The 20,560-nt window shown below is 46.1% G+C and carries 21 protein-coding genes and 2 tRNA genes; 8 read left to right on the top strand and 15 right to left on the bottom strand.

Features of this window, described 5'->3' with window-relative positions:
• The first annotated feature begins 14 nt into the window (after nt 1-14).
• The 6 genes from YC6258_RS11335 to ylqF all read left to right on the top strand — a co-directional run bounded on the left by YC6258_RS11335 (nt 15) and on the right by ylqF (nt 4,186).
• A complete protein-coding gene (locus YC6258_RS11335; protein ID WP_082070656.1) occupies nt 15-500 on the top strand; it encodes a TRAP transporter small permease in 486 nt (161 codons plus the stop codon).
• Nucleotides 497-1,774, top strand: a complete 1,278-nt coding sequence (locus tag YC6258_RS11340) for a TRAP transporter large permease (RefSeq protein ID WP_044617094.1) — start codon at nt 497-499, stop codon at nt 1,772-1,774. Before YC6258_RS11335 ends, YC6258_RS11340 begins: the two co-directional genes overlap by 4 nt.
• Nucleotides 1,775-1,955: 181 nt before the next feature.
• A tRNA-Val gene (locus YC6258_RS11345) sits at nt 1,956-2,031 on the top strand.
• Between the two features lie 31 nt (nt 2,032-2,062).
• Nucleotides 2,063-2,139 (top strand) — tRNA-Asp (locus YC6258_RS11350).
• Between the two features lie 211 nt (nt 2,140-2,350).
• Nucleotides 2,351-3,286, top strand: a complete 936-nt coding sequence (locus tag YC6258_RS11355; protein ID WP_082070657.1) for a 1-aminocyclopropane-1-carboxylate deaminase/D-cysteine desulfhydrase — start codon at nt 2,351-2,353, stop codon at nt 3,284-3,286.
• 63 nt (nt 3,287-3,349) lie between these two features.
• On the top strand, nt 3,350-4,186 hold the full coding sequence (gene ylqF / locus YC6258_RS11360; RefSeq protein WP_245627042.1) for a ribosome biogenesis GTPase YlqF: 837 nt from the start codon (nt 3,350-3,352) through the stop codon (nt 4,184-4,186).
• A gap of 3 nt (nt 4,187-4,189) precedes the next feature.
• Here ylqF and YC6258_RS11365 read toward each other — a convergent pair whose 3' ends face one another.
• Complete coding sequence (locus YC6258_RS11365; protein WP_245627043.1) at nt 4,190-5,068, bottom strand: histone deacetylase family protein; 879 nt, start codon at nt 5,066-5,068, stop codon at nt 4,190-4,192.
• A gap of 158 nt (nt 5,069-5,226) precedes the next feature.
• Between YC6258_RS11365 and YC6258_RS11370 the strand changes: the two genes are divergently transcribed.
• Both YC6258_RS11370 and nudC read left to right on the top strand, forming a co-directional pair.
• Complete coding sequence (locus tag YC6258_RS11370) at nt 5,227-7,890, top strand: bifunctional acetate--CoA ligase family protein/GNAT family N-acetyltransferase (protein ID WP_044617098.1); 2,664 nt, start codon at nt 5,227-5,229, stop codon at nt 7,888-7,890.
• The gene (nudC, locus tag YC6258_RS11375) at nt 7,871-8,704 is read left to right on the top strand and encodes an NAD(+) diphosphatase (protein WP_052830221.1); all 834 of its coding nucleotides are present in this window, start codon (nt 7,871-7,873) and stop codon (nt 8,702-8,704) included. The genes YC6258_RS11370 and nudC overlap by 20 nt, the downstream gene beginning before the upstream one ends.
• A gap of 38 nt (nt 8,705-8,742) precedes the next feature.
• Here the strand turns inward: nudC and ccoM are convergent, their stop codons facing one another.
• The 14 genes from ccoM to ccoN all read right to left on the bottom strand — a co-directional run bounded on the left by ccoM (nt 8,743) and on the right by ccoN (nt 20,515).
• Nucleotides 8,743-8,877, bottom strand: coding sequence for a cytochrome c oxidase subunit CcoM (gene ccoM, locus YC6258_RS31240; RefSeq protein ID WP_342670652.1), 135 nt, complete (start codon nt 8,875-8,877; stop codon nt 8,743-8,745).
• A 56-nt stretch (nt 8,878-8,933) separates the two neighbouring features.
• Nucleotides 8,934-9,686, bottom strand: coding sequence for a fumarate/nitrate reduction transcriptional regulator Fnr (gene fnr, locus YC6258_RS11385; RefSeq protein ID WP_044617100.1), 753 nt, complete (start codon nt 9,684-9,686; stop codon nt 8,934-8,936).
• A 112-nt stretch (nt 9,687-9,798) separates the two neighbouring features.
• A complete protein-coding gene (gene ttcA, locus YC6258_RS11390; protein ID WP_044617101.1) occupies nt 9,799-10,686 on the bottom strand; it encodes a tRNA 2-thiocytidine(32) synthetase TtcA in 888 nt (295 codons plus the stop codon).
• Between the two features lie 71 nt (nt 10,687-10,757).
• Nucleotides 10,758-11,252 (bottom strand): hypothetical protein, encoded by a 495-nt coding sequence (locus tag YC6258_RS11395; RefSeq protein WP_044617102.1) that lies wholly within the window; start codon nt 11,250-11,252, stop codon nt 10,758-10,760.
• 280 nt (nt 11,253-11,532) lie between these two features.
• Nucleotides 11,533-12,117: a gamma-glutamylcyclotransferase family protein gene (locus YC6258_RS11400; RefSeq protein WP_044617103.1), complete on the bottom strand. Its 585-nt coding sequence runs from the start codon at nt 12,115-12,117 to the stop codon at nt 11,533-11,535.
• A complete protein-coding gene (locus tag YC6258_RS11405) occupies nt 12,114-12,764 on the bottom strand; it encodes a sulfite exporter TauE/SafE family protein (protein WP_044617104.1) in 651 nt (216 codons plus the stop codon). Before YC6258_RS11405 ends, YC6258_RS11400 begins: the two co-directional genes overlap by 4 nt.
• On the bottom strand, nt 12,757-12,939 hold the full coding sequence (ccoS, locus tag YC6258_RS11410; RefSeq protein WP_044617105.1) for a cbb3-type cytochrome oxidase assembly protein CcoS: 183 nt from the start codon (nt 12,937-12,939) through the stop codon (nt 12,757-12,759). The genes YC6258_RS11405 and ccoS overlap by 8 nt, the downstream gene beginning before the upstream one ends.
• A gap of 1 nt (nt 12,940) precedes the next feature.
• Nucleotides 12,941-15,328: a heavy metal translocating P-type ATPase gene (locus YC6258_RS11415; RefSeq protein WP_044617106.1), complete on the bottom strand. Its 2,388-nt coding sequence runs from the start codon at nt 15,326-15,328 to the stop codon at nt 12,941-12,943.
• A gap of 5 nt (nt 15,329-15,333) precedes the next feature.
• Nucleotides 15,334-15,843: a FixH family protein gene (locus YC6258_RS11420; protein ID WP_044617107.1), complete on the bottom strand. Its 510-nt coding sequence runs from the start codon at nt 15,841-15,843 to the stop codon at nt 15,334-15,336.
• A gap of 8 nt (nt 15,844-15,851) precedes the next feature.
• Nucleotides 15,852-17,264 carry a cytochrome c oxidase accessory protein CcoG gene (gene ccoG, locus YC6258_RS11425; RefSeq protein WP_044617108.1) on the bottom strand — a complete coding sequence of 471 codons (1,413 nt, stop codon included), beginning with the start codon at nt 17,262-17,264 and terminating at the stop codon, nt 15,852-15,854.
• 119 nt (nt 17,265-17,383) lie between these two features.
• Nucleotides 17,384-18,286 (bottom strand): cytochrome-c oxidase, cbb3-type subunit III, encoded by a 903-nt coding sequence (gene ccoP, locus YC6258_RS11430; protein ID WP_044617109.1) that lies wholly within the window; start codon nt 18,284-18,286, stop codon nt 17,384-17,386.
• Nucleotides 18,279-18,458 (bottom strand): CcoQ/FixQ family Cbb3-type cytochrome c oxidase assembly chaperone, encoded by a 180-nt coding sequence (locus YC6258_RS11435; protein WP_044617110.1) that lies wholly within the window; start codon nt 18,456-18,458, stop codon nt 18,279-18,281. Before YC6258_RS11435 ends, ccoP begins: the two co-directional genes overlap by 8 nt.
• A 6-nt stretch (nt 18,459-18,464) precedes the next feature.
• Entirely contained in the window at nt 18,465-19,067 is a 603-nt protein-coding gene (gene ccoO / locus YC6258_RS11440; RefSeq protein WP_044617111.1) for a cytochrome-c oxidase, cbb3-type subunit II, read from the bottom strand.
• An 11-nt stretch (nt 19,068-19,078) separates the two neighbouring features.
• The gene (gene ccoN / locus YC6258_RS11445) at nt 19,079-20,515 is read right to left on the bottom strand and encodes a cytochrome-c oxidase, cbb3-type subunit I (RefSeq protein WP_044617112.1); all 1,437 of its coding nucleotides are present in this window, start codon (nt 20,513-20,515) and stop codon (nt 19,079-19,081) included.
• Nucleotides 20,516-20,560: the final 45 nt, after the last annotated feature.

Below are 20,560 nucleotides of genomic sequence, written 5' to 3' on the forward strand. Positions count from 1 at the left end.
GTACCGGAAGCATAATGATGAGATTTATCAGGCGTTTGGGAATTCTATGGAATGGGATAGAAGATGTAATGCTGGTCGTATCGTTGTCCAGCATGATGCTGTTGTCAGTAATACAAATCCTGATGAGAAATTTTATGGAGACAAGCCTGGTATGGGCCGACCCTCTTATTCGTATCCTGGTGTTATGGATCGCTTTACTCGGCGCAATGATAGGAACTCGCAAAAATCAGCATATTGCGATTGATCTACTAAGTCATTATGCGCCAACTTCTTTACAGTCTCTGGTTGCCCGTTTTATTGCTTTGATCGCCAGCATAATTGCATTTGTGATGGCATATTTTAGCTGGCGTTTTGTGATGTCTGAAAAAGAGTATGAGACGGTTGCGTTCTTAAGTGTTCATGCCTGGCTGTTTCAGCTGTTGATCCCCGTGGCTTTCGCATCTATCGCACTGCGTTTCGTATCGGAACTTGTTTTTGGAGGAAGGGTGACTGAAGAATGAGTTCCTTGATTACGGTTTTTCTGGCTTTTTTTGCTGTTGTTGGCGTCCCTCTGTTTTTAATCATTCTGGCATTTGCGATCTGGGGATTTTATTCCTCTGAGATTGATTTGATGGTTTTACCCATCGAACTGTATCGGTTGACGGAATCGAGTGTGCTGATGGCCCTACCGATGTTTGCATTTGCGGGGTTCTTATTGAGTGAAAGTAAAACAGCAGATCGATTGGTTAGGTTGTCCAATGCTGCGCTTGGGTGGTTACCCGGCGGTATGATTATTATTGCTTTGCTGACTAGCTCATTCTTCACCATGCTGACCGGAGGGTCTGGCGTCACCATTGTTGCGCTGGGAGCTCTGTTGCTACCTGCGCTGACTCAGAGCGGGTATGGTGAACGGTTCAGTATAGGATTGATTACCTCCTCCGGTAGTATGGGGTTACTGCTTCCCCCTGCCATCCCGTTACTGTTGTACGGTGTAATCGCGCAGCAAATGGATATTTCCGGTGTGGAAATAAAAGACCTCTTCATTGCAGGTCTGTTACCCGCGTTAATGATGATTGTTGTGATATATGTGTATGGTTTGTGGGCGAATCGTCATGACCCGCTGCCAACACAGCCATTCTCAGCCAGAGAATTATGGTTGTCTGTCAAGGAGGCCAAATGGGAACTAGCGGTACCAGTTATTGTACTGGGAGGGATTTTCAGTGGTCTTTTGGTTGTATCCGATGCGGCCGCAGTGACTGCGATTTACGTTCTAATCATTGAAGTCTTTGTATATAAAGAAATTCGCTTGCGTGATGTGCCCAAGGTCATGCGTGACTCAATGATTATGGTTGGCGGTATTTTAATGATTTTGGGGGTGGCCATGGCGTTGACCAATTACTTGGTTGATGCTGAAATTCCTCAGGTACTGTTCAATTTTATCCAGGCTAATGTCACCGATAAGTTTACTTTTCTGGTGTTGTTGAACATTTTTCTACTGATTCTGGGAGCATTCCTGGATATTTTTGCGGCGATTATCATTATGGTGCCGTTGATTTTGCCCGTTGCTGTCAACTATGGGATCGATCCGGTTCATTTGGGAATTGTCTTTGTTGCCAACATGCAAATTGGCTATTTCACGCCACCTGTGGGGATGAATTTGTTCATCGCAAGTTATCGCTTTAACAAGTCGATTACGACTTTGTATCGCGCCACTATCCCGTTTATGCTGGTTTTGTTGATCACCGTTCTGATTATTACCTATGTTCCTTGGCTGAGTTTAGTCATGGTTCGTTAGTAAAGTGCTCATAAACTATTGACATCATTAGAGATTTCCTTAGAATGCGCTCCCACTCGACAGGGGGTAAGGACATAAGGTTGTTATTTCCTTCCAGGTTATTTAGAGCTGTACAAAACACAATTTTCTAAATAGGCTTTGTCGAATAGTAACGTAAGTAAGTTTGTCGTTACGATGCAGTGGGTGTGTAGCTCAGCTGGGAGAGCATCGCCCTTACAAGGCGAGGGTCAGCGGTTCGATCCCGTTCACACCCACCACTTTTTCAGAAGTGTAAAAACTGAAAACAACGGAGCGGTAGTTCAGTTGGTTAGAATACCGGCCTGTCACGCCGGGGGTCGCGGGTTCGAGTCCCGTCCGTTCCGCCAACTTCGGGATTATTCTGACATCCCTGTAATTAATGAACAGGTTCCTCCGTTACTGACTCCTGACATTATGAGGCTTCTATTTGTCAGGAATGTGGCGTTCCGGTTAAACGCATTGATAGTCCGGCGGAGTATGTTGAGGGCAATCACAATTATTGTGTACGTCATAAAAAAAACTCTAATGTCTCACCGTTGAGGCGCAGTTCATAAACAATTGACGTTCTTACAATCCATTCCCTGGCAGGCTTTCCTCGATAGAGGGGTTCATCTTTTTACGTATCGTGAAGACTTGAATCACCCTTATATATCCGGTAACAAGCTCTACAAGTTGACACCGTTATTGACTCATTATCCGGCAGATGAAACCCTGCCGGTTGTCAGTTTTGGTGGTCCATATTCCAATCATCTTCACGCCTTAGGATGGTTGTGCCATCAAAAGCATATTCCTGTTATCGGGGTAGTTCGTGGTCTGCATCATGCCGAAATGTCACCTACTCTGAAAGATGTTCAGAAATGGGGAATGGAGTTACATTTTGTTTCTCGTAATCAGTACCGTGAATGGTGTGATATGCCCTATCCGAAGGCAGCTGAAAAGGCTGAAAAACGGTTTGGCAGATGTTTTTTTATTCCCGAAGGTGGAGCTACAGCAGATGTTGTGGATGCTTATGAGCCATTGGCCGTGAAAATATATCGGGAAATAGTGCCTGACTATTTGTTTTGTGCGACAGGGACAGGTTCTACTGTTGGGGGACTGTTTAAATTTGCCAAAAACAGTAAAGTTCACGGCATTCAATGTGTCGCAGAAGGAAAGGCCACGTATAGCCGCATTGCGGAATGGATCGATGCCAAATATATTCCTCCGGATCTGGTTCTGACTGATTTTCATCGAGGTGGTTTTGCAAAAGCAGATTCGGAGCTATTGGCTTTTTGTCGCGAATTTTCTAAGCAATTCAATATTCCCTTGGAACCAATATATACGGGGAAGGCGTTCATGGCTGTGTATCAGTTGCTGCTGAAAAATTACTTTCCACCGGGTAGCGAAGTCGTGGTAGTACACACGGGAGGGCTGCAAGGTAATCGTGGGTTTGAAAAACGACTCAAGGAAAAGAACCTGGCTGAATTTACAGCGTCTGACTGGCATTTCAATTAAGATACAGCACCTACTGTTTTCTATTTGAGTTGTATTATGCTTATTCACTGGTTCCCTGGGCATATGAATAAAGCCCGGCGGCAAATTCAGGAAGTTATTAATAAAATTGATGTGGTGATTGAGGTGCTGGATGCCAGGTTGCCTGAGTCTAGCCGCAATCCCTTGCTCACCAAGTTGCGTGCTGACCGTCCTGTCATTAAGGTCATGAGCAAATCAGATCTTGCTGACCCAGGGGTCACAGAACAATGGCTTCAATATTTTCGGCAGCAGCAGGATGTGATTCCCCTGGCAATTACCACAGAACACCCTGAGCGAGCACGACAAATCCCAGAACTGGCTAAAAGACTGGTTCCTCACAGAGGAGAAATGGGCAAGCCTGTGAGAGCTATGATCATGGGAATTCCTAACGTTGGCAAATCAACCCTCATTAATACCTTGCTGGGAAGAAAAATGGTGAAGGTTGGTAACGAACCTGCCATTACCAAAGGGCAGCAGAAGGTCATGATAGGGGATGATTTTCAGTTGATGGATACTCCGGGAATTATGTCTCCATCGCCGCAGGGTGAAATGAGCGGATATCGTTTGGCAGCCTCGGGCGCGATCAGAGATACTGCTCTTGAGTACGATGATGTGGCTATGTATCTGGTGGATTATCTGATGCAACGGTATCCTGATTTGTTGATGAAACGTTATGGATTGCAGGTACTGGCAGAAGATAGTTATCAGTGTCTGGCTCAAATTGCTGCAAAACGAGGCTGTTTGAAGAAAGGCGGTTTTGATTTACATAAGGTCAGCGATTTGGTTGTACGAGAATTCCGCGATGGAAAACTCGGTAGTATCAGTCTGGAGGAACCCGGTCAGGAAATTCCCTATCGGGACTTGGAGCCGGACCCGCAATAGCTGCTAAACCTCAAGTAACGCCCGTACATGTTGCTCAACGGATGCAGCCAGTGCTTTCAGGTTATATCCACCTTCCAGCATGGAAATGACACGGCCATCGGCATACTTATTGGCAATTTCACAGAGTCTGGAGGTGATCCAGTGATAGTCATTGGCCAGCCAGTTCATTTCTGCCATTGGGTCATCTCTATGGGCATCGAAGCCTGCCGAAATAAAAATAAACTCTGGTTTGTGCTGAATCAGCGCCGGTAGCCACTGTGCTTCCCATATCTTCATCAATTGTTCACCAGTACTGAACGCAGGGATTGGGCTGTTGATGATATTGGGGCGGTCAATGTTCCAATGGCTGTTCGGATAAAAAGGATGCTGAAATGATGAGCAGAACAAGACATCAGGTATGTTCTTGAATATCTCTACTGTGCCATTCCCCTGATGTACGTCAAAATCAATCACAGCCACTCGTTTGATATCATGTTTTGAGCGTAGCTCCTGAACGGCAACTGCAATGTTATTGATAAAACAAAAGCCCATTGTGGTATTGGGTTCGGCATGGTGTCCAGGTGGTCTGACGGCACAGAAGGCTCTCTGATATTTGCCGTCGACAATATCGTTAACGGCCTGAACACCCGCACCGGCAGCAAAATAAGCCGCATCGTGACTGTGAGGACCCATTAATGTATCCGGATCGGCCTGAATTAATCCGGACAGCGGCGACATTTGTTCCAGTTGCTCTATATAGCGAGGGTGATGGACCCTGAGTACGGCTTCTTCATATGCCATTTCAGCCTGTAGTTGCAGCATTTTAGTGTTCAGGCCAAGATTGGAAAAGTGGCGCTGGATAGCCATTGTTCTGGCTGGACTTTCCGGATGTCCCTCACCCATGTCATGTTTTTCTGTGAAAGGGTGGCTCAAGAAGGCGGTATCTATCATTATTGTGATTATCAGTCTGGGTCTGAACGATTCTTAAATATAAGAGAATTTCACGGCGTAGACTATGCCTTAAATACTAATGATTCTGAACTAGCGAAAGGTCGGTGATCATGTCAGCTTTAGCAACATTCTTTAACCCCGACAGTATTGTTGTATTTGGTGCTTCAGAGCGCGAGGGCAGCATGGGGGCTCTGGTAATGAAAAATATCGTGGCTGCAGGCTACGATAAAACGCTGATTGCTATAAACCTGAAACCATATACCCAGGTATTTGGTGTTCCTTGCTATCAGAGTCTTGCCAAGATCAAGCAACCGATCGATCTGGCAATTATATGTCTGCCAGCTGAAAACATTGCCAAAGTATTGAAACAGATTGCTAAGAAAAAAATTCGTTCAGCAGTCCTGCTGACAGGCGGTATCAGTCGCCAAAAAGGCGCAACAAGAGCGGCTAACCAGGGGATCAGAGACCTGGCCATTAAGTTAGGTATCCGCATAATCGGTCCGAATTCAATGGGGGTGATGATTCCTGCGCTGAAAATAAATGCTTCTTTTGCGCATCTGTTTCCCTCAGTTGGAACAACTGCGTTTGTGGGTCAATCAGCAGCGATGGGGAGTGCATTATTGGACTGGGCGGTTGGTCGCGGTATCGGTTTTTCCCATTTTATTACTGTCGGGGCCGCAGCTGACGTAGAAATTGCGGATATTGTGGATTATCTGGCGGCTGATCGGCGGGTTAAATCGATTCTGCTGAATATCGAAACCTTACCTGATGCCCGTAGGCTGATGACTGCATTGAGAGCCGCATCCCGGACCAAGAAAGTACTGGCCATTCGAAGTGGGTTGAAGGATCCAGTGCCTGCCGGTTTAAAAAGCCGTGATCGGGTGGACTATCGGTTTTTCCGGCGTGCAGGGGTACTTGAAGCAGAATCTATGGATGGCCTGTTTAACGGGTTTGAGATTCTCAACCGCATGAAGCCGCTGTTCTTTGAATCCCTGGCTATTATTTCCAATGGGCTTGGTACTTCAATGCTGGCTCTGAATCGTCTGGTACAGCTCAATGGTCAGCTTGCGGATATGTCCAGCATCAAAGATGCTCTCAAAGATATCACCTGGTATCAGGACGAAATCGGTTTTAATCCAATGGTGGTTGCTCCAAACACGTCGACCGAAGGATATCGGAGCCTGTTGCAGATGGTTGATAAGGTGAAAGGGCTGGGAGCGATAATGCTGGTAGTGACTCCGAATCACAGAAGCCACCCCATGCGATTAGCCGAAAGTCTGGTACCGCTGATTAAATCGAGCCGGCATATGGTGCTAACGTGTTGGTTGGGGATCGAATCTGTCCGTGAGGCTCGGGAGTTGTTTGATCGTCACAACCTGCTAAATTTTGATTCCCCCTCTGAGGCCGTCGAAGCGTTTATGATTATGGTTCATCATGAACGGAATCAGACCAGTCTTCGTGAGACTCCACCCCAGTCGTTTAGTATTCAGGCATCCAATAAAGCAACTGTTGCGTCACTGATTCTTTCTGTTAAGCAGAAGAACCGCAAATATCTGACCTGGGTTGAGGCCAGGACAGTACTCGAGATATATGGTTTTAATCTGGTCGGTTCGAATTTTTATACCTCTCAGCAGCAGCTGTTTGCTGAACCCGATCAGGCTTATCCCGTTTCCCTAAGACTGGTTCATGAGGCTTATTGTTATCCATTTGCCTATGATGACAATCCCAGAACCCGATGGCGTGGGGTAGTCATATCGATCAATGACTTCAATGAGCTTAAAGGTGCTACCCAGCAATTGTTGTCTGATCAAAAAAAGCTGTTTCCTGGCAGTAAAGTACTGGGTTTTGGTGTTCAGCCGATGAGGCGAAAAATGGATTCGCTGGTGTTCTCAATGGGGCTGACCCGGGATTCACTGGTCGGTCCTCTTGTGGTGTTTGGGGAGGGAGGCTCCACAGCAGATATATTGGCTGATCGGCGCTTTGGTTTACCGCCGTTGAATTCTAACCACACCCGCAAGTTGATTTATCGTAGTCATGCATATTCTGTATTAAGTGAAAGATCCGATAATCCGGAAAAAGATATCGAAGAGCTGAGTACAGCACTTATGGCCGTTAGTCAGATTGCCATTGATCACCCGGAAATTGAAGGTTTGGAAGCTAACCTGCTGTTGCTACCGGACCACTCTTTGCTGGTCTTGGGAGTTGCAATCAATCTGGGCAAGTCCTTTCCATCCCCAATCGTGCCTTATCCTATTCATTTGGAAGAATCTTTGATTTTAAAAGATGGGCAGGAGCTGGTGCTGAGGCCTATACGAGCAGAAGATGAAGCAGAATTGAAACTGTTTTTCGAACGTATGACTGCGGAAGCTTTGCGCTTTCGCTTTTTTGGCAGTCGCTTGAATTTCGAACATCGTGAGCTCGCTGCGATGTGTCAGATTGATTATGACAGAGAAATGGCATTCGTCGCGGTTGATCAGTATCAGCGCATTTGGGGAGAAGTGCGGACCTGGAAAGATGTCAATACCAATGAGATCGAATTTGCCGTTATGGTCGATCCAGAAATGCAGGGGAAAGGGTTTGGTTCGCAATTGATGCAGCGTATGATCCGGTACAGTGAAAATGAAAAAGCGATTGCTATCGTTGCTGAAATCATGAGTGACAATGAGCCTATGTTAAGGCTGGCGCGTCACTGTGGTTTTGAGCAGGTTTGTCAGGACGATGGTGTATGTATGGTGAAACTGGAACTGAGAAAAGATGCTGTATCAACTGGATGAGACTTATTGGTCAATTGATTTTCAAGAAAAACATGATTTGGCGGCAGGTAATATTCTTTTGTTTCAGGGGGGAAATCTGATTGTACCTGCTTCCGGTGACTTGGTTTTGCAGGCACAGGATATTTTGAATATTGAGGTTGACAGTGTTGGTTATATTGCCTCCCTGCAGGATGTTCCCTGGTTTGCAGGTTGGTTGGATGAAAGTTATGAGCTGCCTGAAGGTTGGGGAGTTGTTACCGTTCGTGATGTTGCCCAACAGAATGAGCAGGCATTTGCGATGGTCAGTCGGGCTGTTCAACTGCATACCTGGCGGCAGGACCATCGGTTTTGTGGACGTTGCGGTCATAGAACCCGATACTTCGATCATGAACCCGGAGCTCATTGTGACTATTGCGGGTTGACTGCTTATCCCAGGATATCGCCTTGCGTCATCGTGTTGGTGTATCGTGGGGAAGAAGTATTGCTGGCTAATGGTGTGCGCCACAAAGATTCAGGAATGTATTCAACGCTCGCGGGATTTGTGGAGGCAGGGGAATCAGCGGAACAGGCTGTATACAGGGAGATTCTTGAAGAAGTCGGTGTGAGAGTAAAAAACATTCGCTATTTAAACAGTCAGACCTGGCCCTTTCCGCATCAACTGATGCTTGGATATGAGGCTGAGTACGAATCAGGTGATATTCAAATTCAGGAACATGAGATTGTGGATGCTCGCTGGTTTCACATTGAAGACCTTCCAAAATACGCGCCTAACCTGAGCATTGCAGGTTGGATGATCGAGAGGCATCGGGAAAATATTCGTCTGGTTAAGAAATAAAGGCGCTATGAGTTTTGGACCAATAACGCCCCTGCTGTTTAGTGTTTATCTTTATTCTTGTGGGCATCGCGATACATGAAATAGAAAATACCTCCAGTAATCAGTACTACGAGGCCTACTGTTCCTATTCCCGCGAAAATGATCTGATCTATATACATAATTACACTCTCCATACATATGCATGTAGGACGAGTGTAATTAAAAAATCAATACCAAAAGTTGATACGGATCAGCCCATACTGGAGACAATAATATCCAGTTCGCAACGTTCTGTTTCACTCAGTGCTGCAAGATCCCAGAGTGCTTTTTGATCCAACAGGGAGATTTCCTTCGCGTTACCTGTAATTTCGATTAAATCCTGCTTCTGAAAACGCGTAAACACCCGGCTCACTGTTTCGACCGCCAGACCCAGGTAGTTAGCCATATCGGCGCGGGACATGGATAAACGAAAGGTTTTGTCAGAAAAGCCGCGACGTTTGAATCTGGATGCCAGATTTAATAAAAAAGAGGCAATACGTTCTTCTGCACTTTTCTTTGATAACAACAGCATCATCTGCTGGTCATCACGGATTTCTTTGCCCATAGTCCGCAACAACTGGCGTCTAAGGGCAGGTAGTTCCGCACTCAGATCATCCAGGCTCTCAAAAGGAATTTCACAGACGTTGGTAGTTTCCAGTGCCTTTGCTGAACAGGTGTACAGTTGAGTATCAAAGTTACTTAATCCAACCAGTTCGCTGGCCAGATGAAAACCGGTGATCTGTTCTTCACCATCGTTGGTTAACGTGTAAGTTTTCAGGGTTCCCGTACGTACAGCATACACTGATGTAAATGGCTCACCCTGTCTGAACAGATGATCGCCTTTTTGGATGGGACGGCCACGACGGATAATTTTTTCCAGTTTATCGAGATCGTTGTCCTGTAAACCAATAGGCAGGCAGAGAGGATGCAGGCTGCAGGTATCGCAGTGGGCAGTACTAACCATAGAAAATTTTCCTGACAAGATTTTTCATCACATTATGGAACTTGATTCAGATCATGCAAGTATATTGACTAATATCATGACTTTTTTTTCACATGCACTTTGTCGCAGTTGATTAGTTCATGGTTCCCGGTTCCCAGCTTTCAACCTGAGTCTGTTTCATCGGGCTCAGTGGCCCGTCATCATCAATACTCAATGATGCAATACCGTTAATGCTCAGAGCATTAAAATCGAACAGGCGGGTATCCGCTAATTGTGAGGGGGCGACATTCTGGATTGCTCTGAAGATAATTTCACTGCGCCCTGGTTGCTGCTTTTCCCAGCCTTTTAACATCTGTTTGATCGCCTGTCGTTGGAGGTTATCCTGCGAACCACAAAGGTTACATGGAATGATCGGGAACTCCTTGATTTCAGCATATCGTGCGATATCCTCCTCCTGGCAATAGGCCATAGGGCGTATCAGAATATTACGTCCTGAATCCGCCAGCAGCTTAGGGGGCATTGCCTTGAGCTTTCCACCGTAAAACATGTTAAGGAACAGGGTTTCGATAATATCATCCCGATGGTGACCCAGAGCCACTTTGTTTGCCTGGATCTGTTCTGCAAAGGCATACAGAGTTCCCCGTCGCAAACGGGAGCAAATTCCGCAGGTGGTTTTTCCTTCCGGTACCATATCCTGGACAATGCTATACGTATCCCGTTCCAAAATATGATAAGGCACGTTGAGAGACTGCAAGTATTCAGGGAGTACATGCTCAGGGAAACCGGGTTGTTTCTGATCAAGATTAACGGCTACCAACTCAAAATTTACAGGTGCACTTTTCTGTAGCCCCAGAAGAATATCCAGCATGGTGTAGGAATCCTTACCTCCTGACAAACACACCATGACCTTGTCGCCATCTTCGATCATATTGTAGTCAGCAATCGCTTTTCCGACTTCCCGGCGCAGGCGCTTTTGTAATTTGTTAAATTCTGTTTTGTCTTTTTTACTGAGTGTTTGCATGGTTTGAGGCAGGATTGGAATATGGATAAAAAACGAACGCGCGTTCTACCATTTTCCTCAGAGCTTGTAAATCAAGCCGCCATGGAGTCTTGTTTTAACCAGGCCTGTAAAAAATGCACAAACTTGACTTTGTCGTGAAACTCCCGGCTGGGATGAAAATATTTACACCAGTATTCGGCCATTCTTATGACATCGTTTTTCGCGGGTACAGAGATCCCTGAGCTTTCATACATAAACCATGCAATTGCGGTGGAATAAGCCAGATTGGTGGATAGTTCGAGATGAGGTTGTTCGAGAAAGCTTCTCTGACCAGCCAAACCTCTGACTTTACTGGCCAAATCTGGTGTCTGTGCCAGATAATTGTCCCAAATATTGTTATGTTCCTGCTCTGTGATATTAAAAAGACCATAGCCCTGGTCAGAATTACAACGTAAATGATATCCAAGATCTGATTCTGTGGCGGCGGTGGCAATCAGCAGAGTTTCATGCGCTTCATTCCAGACTCCAAAATATTCCAGGGTCGGTTTAATAACGCAGTTTTTTAATTCGCTTGCACAGATACCCATATATTTCACCAAAAAAATGAAGTAAATGGTCTTCAGTCAATATTCACTATATCGGTCTATAGACACCGAAACTAAAGACTATTTACATTATCCGTCAATAAAAGTACTTATAAATTACGCTAGCAAAATCTATGAAAGGTATTAGATCTTTTAGTTGGCTCTCATTTAATTGTTAGCGTATTTAGTCACTAAAAATACGTGCAGGATGTTTGTTTTAGGTGTAATTGACGACTTTGATCGCAACTGAAGATAGGATTTGTTCCAACTCTTCTAAAAAGTGTCAGATATTTTTACGCTGCTGAATACAGTCGGGTAGGTGCTGCATCAAAAACGCGTCATGCAGGTGATAATGAGTGTCACTTTCTATCGCTCTTGGGTAGCGAGGGGCAGACCTATCATTAATAAGATTGCCCCAGTGACTGGTTGTCTTAATAAACTCTATTGCAAACGCTTCGTCCCAGGAAAAGCAGCCTTTAAGAATGACATCCAGATAACTTTGGGTTATCGGATATTCTGATGATGGTGATCTGGTTTGGTGACCGACATAGGTCCAGACGATTGCGTGGTCAGGGAGTTGATGCTCAGCGGTAATGCGACTTGTTTCCAATGCAATTCGTCCGTACCCCTGTTCCCGCTCATCAAATTTGGCCAGGTTTTCTGTATCTACTGGAAATATCACGCCATTACATTCAGAAATGTCGTCCTGAACAGCTCCTACCGCAGTGTGCATTGCCTGTGGTACAGAAACGTACCAGCCACGTTTAATTCCTTTAACGGTCGCAGGGATTGCATTGCCTGTGATGCCAGTGCGTGCACGGCTGTCTGCGCAAATCAGACTGCCATAACCAAAAATGTAATTGTTCATGAAATAACGGCCTCTACTGCAGAATAAGCGGTCCATATCGCCAGGAAAAAGATCAATAATGCACTGAAAATCCGGGTGATTCTGTGGGAGATCAGTTTAATCACGGATTGGCTGAAAATTGTGAGTCCGGCCATGGCCGGAAATGTGCCAAGCCCGAATGCCAGCATGGTCAGTGCGCCGTAGAGAGGATTTGCTGACAAACTGGCCAGACCCAGGGCTGAGTAGATCATACCGCAGGGCAACCAGCCCCAAATAACACCAGCCACGAATGCCATGATCATTGAATTAGGACGTTTTATTTTGGTCGCCAAAGGTTGTATCAATGACCATAACACCTTACCCAAGCGCTCCACACCAGCCAGTGCATTCCAGACCCCAGACAGATACAGTGCCATTCCCAGCAACAATAATGCTGCCAGTAGCCGCAGGTAGAAAATAAAAGATTGTGGAATGAGACTGGCAAATAACGCAAAGATCAAACCTATTACCATGTAGCTGCTGATGCGCCCCACTTGATAGAGCAGGCTATATCCGAGGTGACCTGGCGCGTTGAGCCCTAATGCCGTGGCAATCCCTCCACACATGGCGACACAGTGACCGGCTCCCAGAAGACCCAATAAGAATGCGGGTAGTAATTGTTCAATCATGTTTATTTGAATCTTTCTTCTGCGGCATTTTGTCCAGATCGTCGTCATAAAGAATTTTATGTGCTGGACTGTCGAGGTCATCATACTGTCCTTTTCGGACGGCCCAGACCAAGCCTGCGAGAGCTGTACCCAGTAACAAAAGAGATAGTGGTATCAGTAAATATAGAATCTGCATGTTATATCTGTACTTTTCGAGTCAGTCTGAGAGCATTTAATACTACCAGAAGCGAACTAAAAGACATGCCTACGGCAGCCATCCACGGACTGATAAGCCCAGTCATGGCGAGTGGTAATGCAATAAGGTTGTAGATTAGTCCCCAAGCCAGATTCTGGCGGATGATGCGTTGGGTTTTTCGGGCCAGGATAATGGCCATCGGAATTTTAGCCAACTGGTTGTTCAGCAGCAAAATATCAGCAGTTTGTTTGGTCAGTTCGGTTGCACTGGCCATGGCAATGGATACATCTGCACGGCTTAAGGACAAAGTATCATTGAGTCCATCGCCAATCATCAGTACCGGATGCTCAATCGCCTCTATATATTGTACTTTCGTATGTGGACTTTGCTCTGCAGCAACATGGTCGAGCCGTAAAACATCATTGATTTGCCGGGCTCTTTCAGTTCTGTCCCCCGTGAGCATGTGAGTTGTCAGCAGGGTCTTTTGCTTGAGAGCCTGCACGGCCATCATAGCATCTGGCCGTAACTGATCAGCGACTTCAATCCATGCAATATCGGTATCAGCAGAGCTGAGCAATAACCAATGGCCGTTTCCCGGTCTGGTGATGCCGGGGCGAATCCATTCGGGCTTGCCCAGGCGATATTGATGTGAATCGACAAACCCTTCAATACCTTCAGAGGTGTGAACAGAGATATTCCTCACCTGTAGTGAACCTATGAACGGTTTGAAGGCGACGGCAACAGGGTGCTCGCTGTGAGCTTCCAGAGCTGCGCAGGTAATCAGTATTTGATGTTCGTTCCATTGGTTGCTGAGTGACTTTACTTGGACAACATCAAACTGCCCGTTGGTCAGTGTCCCTGTTTTATCAAATACGACTTCAGAAACCCCTGCCAGAGCAGGTAATGCATGTCCTCTTGTTGCGATTATTCCCTCTGTACGTAAATTGGCGCTGGAGGCCGTTAACGCAACAGGCGTGGCAAGGGACAGGGCACAAGGGCAGGTGACAACCAGAACAGATAATGCTATCCAGAATGCTCTTTCCGAATCGACGAAATACCAGCCTATTCCAGTGAATATTGAAAGAGCGAGAATTACCAAAACAAATGTACTGGCTCCCTGATCTGCAATTTCCGCTATACGAGGTTTTTCCGCTTCCATACGGTTTAGCAGGCGAACCATCAGACTGATGGATGATGAGCTGGGCGCGTGTGATACCTGGACGCGTATAACTCCTTCGGTATTGGTTGATCCGGCAAGTATGTGATCTCCGGGCTGCTTATGTACTGGATCAAATTCGCCTGTGATCATGGATTCATCAATTGCTGCCTGGCCAGAGATGATGGATCCATCGGCAGGTGCTGATTCTCCCGGTAAAATTTCAATGATGTCGTTTACGGTCAACTTTTTACTGGGGATTTCCAGTAGTTGATCCTCTTTGACAACATGAGCGGTTGCTGGTACCAGATCGTCGATAGAATTACTGCTGACGGCAAGATGTTGTCTGGCCCTGAATTCGAGGAAACGTCCCAGCAGCAGAAAAAATGTAAACATGGTAACAGACTCATAATAGGTTTCGCCTGTTTGAGTGAACGTTGCCCACACGCTTGGAACGAAAGCCAGTATGATGGCAAGCGATACCGGAACATCCATGCCCAGATGCCTGCTTTTCAAGTCTCTCAGGGCAGCCTGATAAAACGGAAAAGCAGAATAGAAGAACACTGGTAGAGTCAGAATAAGGCTGGTCCAACGAAGCAGGTTCTCAAATTGCCAGTCTATTTGCCCCAAATAGATCGCGAAAGTATTCATCATGACTTGCATCATTCCGATACCCGCTATGCCTATTCGTACAAGAAAGTCTTTCTGGGTTCTGTCAATGATGCTGACTTGTTGGCTGGGTTGATAAGGTTTTCCCCGATACCCCAAATGATGAAGTTCTACAAACACTTGTGAGAGTTTTCGCGCGGTAAGATCGATTTCTATGCGCAACTGGTGATTGGTCAGGTTCAAATTGGCCTGATGAATGCCCTCAAGTTGTAGTAATCGTTTTTCGATCAGCCAGACACAAGCAGCACAGCTTATTCCTTCAATGGCAAGGGTAAAAGAGGCATGGGTTGGGTCAGTCCGGTCAACGAAATCATCCTGGATATCAGGATCGTCATAACTTTTGTATTGGCTGGTATGGCGACGTCTAAAAGTTTCGGGGTTCTCGCTGGCATTTTCCCGAAACTTGTAAAATTGGTCCAAGCCACAGCCGGCTATGGCCAATGCCGCTGCCATACACCCGGCACAACAAAAACAACGCTCTTCGTTTAATACGGTCGCGCGAAATTGGTTTGTTGCATTGGGCAGGCCACAGTGAAAACAAACCTCATCTGGTCTATCTGTCATAAACACTATGACTTCGGTTTGAGGAATACCTGTTCATTTAACGGAAATACTGCTTCGCCGTGCAGGCGCCAGAAGTCATTTAAATGGTTATTCTCGTCAGCAGGTTGTATCTGCAATAACCTGCGTCCGGAAACTGCCTCAGAGAGGGCTCCTGTGTAGATACCACCGCTATTGGTTAAAACAATATTGACATCTTTCGACGCCTGAGTTGGAAAAATAATCTGCAGGCTGAGCTGCGCAGGCAGAGTATCAAGGTTGCCCGATAAACTGAGTCTGATGATTTGATTTTCCAGGCTCATTCGAGCTTGAATATTTCGGCTGGTAGCGTATTCGTCCTGTTGTTCCCTGACTTTAATGGCCAGACCATCTTTATAAAAATTATCAACCACAACTCCATCGTTGCTACTGATCGCTAGATAGAGCATCAGGAAGCTGGCACAAATGACCACAATAAGAGGTGCCAGAACTAGCCACAACCAAACCTGCTTATACCATGGTGCAGAATCACGATTCATTGTCATACTCAATGTTTAAAGTCCGCTGGTCCAAAAAAGCGACTTTCCGTGGTTACTTTAACGTTGTCATCACTTTTATCTGTCAAAGTAAAGAAAATTGCCTGACTTGGAGTGGTTAATGCTTTAGGCGAAGCGACCAAACGGAGTGGAAGGTCGATGCTTTCACCTGAATCCAGTGAAATGGATGCGTTGTTAACAATCTTAAGAGAATCAGGGCCCTTAACGGTCAGAACAAAATTACGCCGCTCTTCAGCCATATTCATAACCTTAACCTGATAGGTGTTTTCGACCAGTCCGTTGGGAGTCATTCTGTGTAGTGCCCCGCGATCACGAATGATATCCATTGCAAGTGGAATCCGAGTTGCGATGGTGTAACTAAACAAGGACATCATCACAATCAGTGCAGCACCATAACCCAAGAGTCTTGGGCGAACAGGGTTGGTCTTTTCTCCTGACAGGTTATGTTCTGTTGTATAACGTATCAGCCCTTTTTCATAGCCCATCTTATCCATGACTGAGTCACAGGCATCAATACAGGCGGCACAACTGATACATTCATATTGAAGGCCATCCCGGATATCGATACCGGTTGGGCAAACCTGAACACACAGGTCGCAATCTATGCAGTCACCAAGACCCAGTTCTTTGGGGTCGACTCCGCGCTTGCGACTACCCCGTGTCTCACCGCGTTTAGGGTCGTAAGACACGATCAAGGTATCTTTATCAAACATGACGGATTGGAAGCGAGCATATGGACACATATAGATACAAACTTGCTCACGCATCCAGCCGGCATTCAAGTAAGTGGCCACTGTAAAAAACAGGGTCCAAAACAGGGACCAGCCGCTGATGGCAAATGTTGCAAGATCCATAGTCAGAGTACGGATTGGAGAGAAATATCCGACAAACGTGAAACCGGTCCAGAATGCCACCATGAGCCAGGAGGCATGTTTCGCTGTTTTACGAAGGATCTTTTCTATACTAATAGGTTGAGCATCAAGTTTAATACGACGATTACGTTGCCCTTCAGTTTTTTCTTCAAACCACATGAAAATCCATGTCCAGACGCTTTGTGGACAGGTATAACCACACCAGACCCGACCGGCATAGACGGTTATAAAAAACAAAGAAAAAGCAGCAATAATCAGCAACCACGACAGGAGCATAAAATCCTGTGGCCAGAAGGTAATACCCAGAATGTAGAATTTGCGTGAAGGCAGGTCAAACCAGATCGCCTGTCGGCCGTCCCAGTTCAGCCATGGAGAGCCAAAGTATAAGGAAAACAGAAAAATACCACCGAAAAAGCGCAGTGACCGGAACAAACCTTTGACTCGACGGATATATATCTTTTCGTGAGCTTGGTAAAGATCGTACGACTCGCTTTTCGGAGTGACATCTTGAAGTTTAATTTTTTCCGACATAGAACTGAGCTACCTGAATTTTTAAAGATGCAGTGTTTCCACTTTGTTAAATAGACCGTGAACGAATTGGACCACTTAACAAAGTGGAAACCAGGCGAAGCTGGTTTCCACAGAACTTTTTAGTGGCTTAAGCTGTAGACGTAAGCTGAGACCAGTTGTACTTTAGCAGAACCTAAAATACTATTCCAGGCAGGCATGTTACCAGCTCGACCGTTGTTGATGGTGAGCTTGATATTGTTGAGCAGAGATTCACTGTCGTTGCGATATAACCACACGTTGTCGGTCAGGTCTGGTGCGCCAAGCACCTGATTGCCTTTGCCGTCGACCCCATGACAAGCAACACAGGATGTCATGAACAGAGCTTTCCCTTGAGTTGCTAACGTTTGATCGTGTTCATTGTCGGACAGGCTCAGAACATAGTTGGCAACAGCGTTCACGCCAGCAGTACCGAGAGCTTGACCCCAGGCAGGCATTTGACCACGACGACCAGCTGACACTGTCTTATGAATGGTCTGACTGATACTGTTATCTGTATCATTGTACAACCAGTCATTGTCGGTAAGGTTCGGGAAGCCATAACCACCGGTGGCTGCACTACCATGACAGAGTGCACAGTTGTTCAGGAATATGCGCTTACCCATTTGCAGAGCTCGAGGCTCATTCTGCAGATCTTCGATGCTCATGGCTGCATAACGGTCAAAAATGTCCCCGTATTTTTTGTCATGAACTGCAATTTCCTGCTCCAGCTGCTTGTGTGAAGTCCAGCCAGAAAAACCGTGCCAGTTCCCAAGCCCAAAGTAAGCATAGTAACCAAGTCCATATACCATGGCTCCCCAGAACATATATAGCCACCAGGCCGGCAGGGGATTGTTATACTCCTGAATACCATCGTATGAATGGTCTAGAATCTCATCTTCACCAGTCGCGCCGGTGACTTTTCGTGTAGCACTAATCAGCCAGAAAAGTAAGCCGATTGAGCCGATTGCAATGATCCAGATATACCAGTGCCAGAAACTACTCATTATCTTGTTTCTCCGTATTTTTTTTGGCTGACTCGGGTTCATCTGCGAATGGCAGATTAGCGGCTTCGTCAAAGCTGGACTTTCGTTTGCTGCTGTACGCCCATACCACCACAGCGATGAAGCCAATCATCGTTGTCACCGTAGCCAGTCCTCTTAAATCGTTAATATCCATAGGACTCTACCGTGGAATCGCCGTTCCGAGGCTTTGGAGATAGGCGACCAGAGCATCTACCTCTGTGACACCTGCAACCGCATTTTTAGCATCTGCAATGTCAGCTTCCGTATAAGGAACCCCCAATATTTTCATAGCCTTCATTTTTGCGGCTGTTTTTTCACCGTTCAGGGTGTTCTCAAATAACCACGGGAAAGCTGGCATGATAGATTCTGGAACAACATCTCTTGGGTTCCAGAGATGGGCTTTATGCCATTCATCTGAATAACGTTCACCGACTCTTTGCAGATCAGGTCCTGTCCGTTTTGATCCCCACAGGAACGGATGGTCATAAACGAATTCACCAGCCTGAGAATAGGGTCCATAACGCTCAACTTCTGCACGCAAAGGACGAACCATTTGGGTGTGACAGACGTTGCAGCCTTCGCGAATGTAAATATCGCGACCTTCGAGTTCAACTGCAGTGTAAGGCTTGAGCCCTGCAACTGGTTGGGTTGTATCTTTGATGAAAAACAAAGGCACAATCTCAATCAGACCGCCGAAGCTGATAGCAATCAGTACAAACAAGGTCATCAGGCCGAGGTTTTTTTCGACAAATTCATGTTGCATATCACTTCTCCTTAGGCTGTCTGAGGAACTGGGTCAGCATCAGACTCTTTGGTCATCTGCGCAGTTTTCCAGACGTTATAGGCCATTACTAACATGCCCAGAAGGAATATTGCACCACCGATTACACGGACTATATATCCGGGACGGCTGGCTTCAACGCTCTGAACAAAGCTGTACATCAACGTTCCGTCTTCATTAACTGCACGCCAGAAGAGGCCTTGCATAATGCCGTTGACCCACATGGCGCAGATGTAAAAAACAACACCAATAGTAGCTAACCAGAAATGCAGGTTTACAAGGGAAGAACGATACATCTCACGCACACCGAACAGTTTTGGCATCATGTGATAGACAGAGCCAATGGAAATCATTGCAACCCAACCCAGAGCACCAGAGTGAACGTGACCAATTGTCCAGTCTGTATTGTGGGAAAGTGCGTTGACGGTTTTGATGGACATCATCGGACCTTCAAAGGTCGACATGCCATAAAACGACAGAGATACAACCAAAAATCTTAAAATGGGATCGGTTCTCAACTTATGCCAGGCACCTGACAAGGTCATCATGCCGTTAATCATGCCACCCCAGGATGGGGCCAACAGGATCAAAGACATCACCATGCCAAGACTTTGAGCCCAGTCAGGCAAAGCAGAGTAATGCAGGTGGTGACCACCAGCCCACATATAAACACCAATCAAAGCCCAGAAGTGAACAATGGAAAGGCGATAAGAATAAACCGGTCTTTCGGCTTGTTTGGGAACAAAATAATACATCATGCCCAGGAAACCAGCTGTCAGGAAGAAGCCTACAGCGTTATGGCCATACCACCACTGAACCATAGCATCCATGGTGCCCGCGTAAGCAGAGTAGGATTTGAACCAACTAACCGGTAACTCTGCATTGTTAACGGTATGCAGTAGCGCAACCGTAATAATAAATGCCAGGTAGAACCAGTTTCCCACATATATATGGGATGTTTTTCTGGCTCTGAGAGTCATAACAAAAACAGCCAAGTAAGACAGCCACACGATAGTGATCAGGATGTCGATCGGCCATTCCAGCTCAGCATATTCTTTCGAACTGGTATAACCGAGAGGAAGAGTGATTGCGGCAGACAAAATGACCAGTTGCCAGCCCCAAAAGGTAAACCAAGCCAGTCCAGGTAGGGCAAGGCGTGTTTGGCAGGTGCGTTGCACCGTGTAATAAGAAGTTGCAAACAGTGCACATCCACCAAATGCAAAAATAACTGCATTCGTGTGAAGAGGACGTAGTCTCCCAAAATGGAGGTATGGTCCCCAGGTCAGGGCATCAGGCCATATTAATTGCGCAGCAATCAATACACCGACACTCATGCCGACAATGCCCCAAACAACGGTCATGATGGAAAACCATTTCACCACGTCCATTTCGTATTGCGGCTGTTCTGTTGCAGAGGTTGTATGACTCATAGATCAGCTTCCGTCGAGGTTTTTGTTTATTAATATTTTATGAGA

The sequence above is a fragment of the Gynuella sunshinyii YC6258 genome, assembly GCF_000940805.1.
Taxonomy (GTDB): domain Bacteria; phylum Pseudomonadota; class Gammaproteobacteria; order Pseudomonadales; family Natronospirillaceae; genus Gynuella; species Gynuella sunshinyii.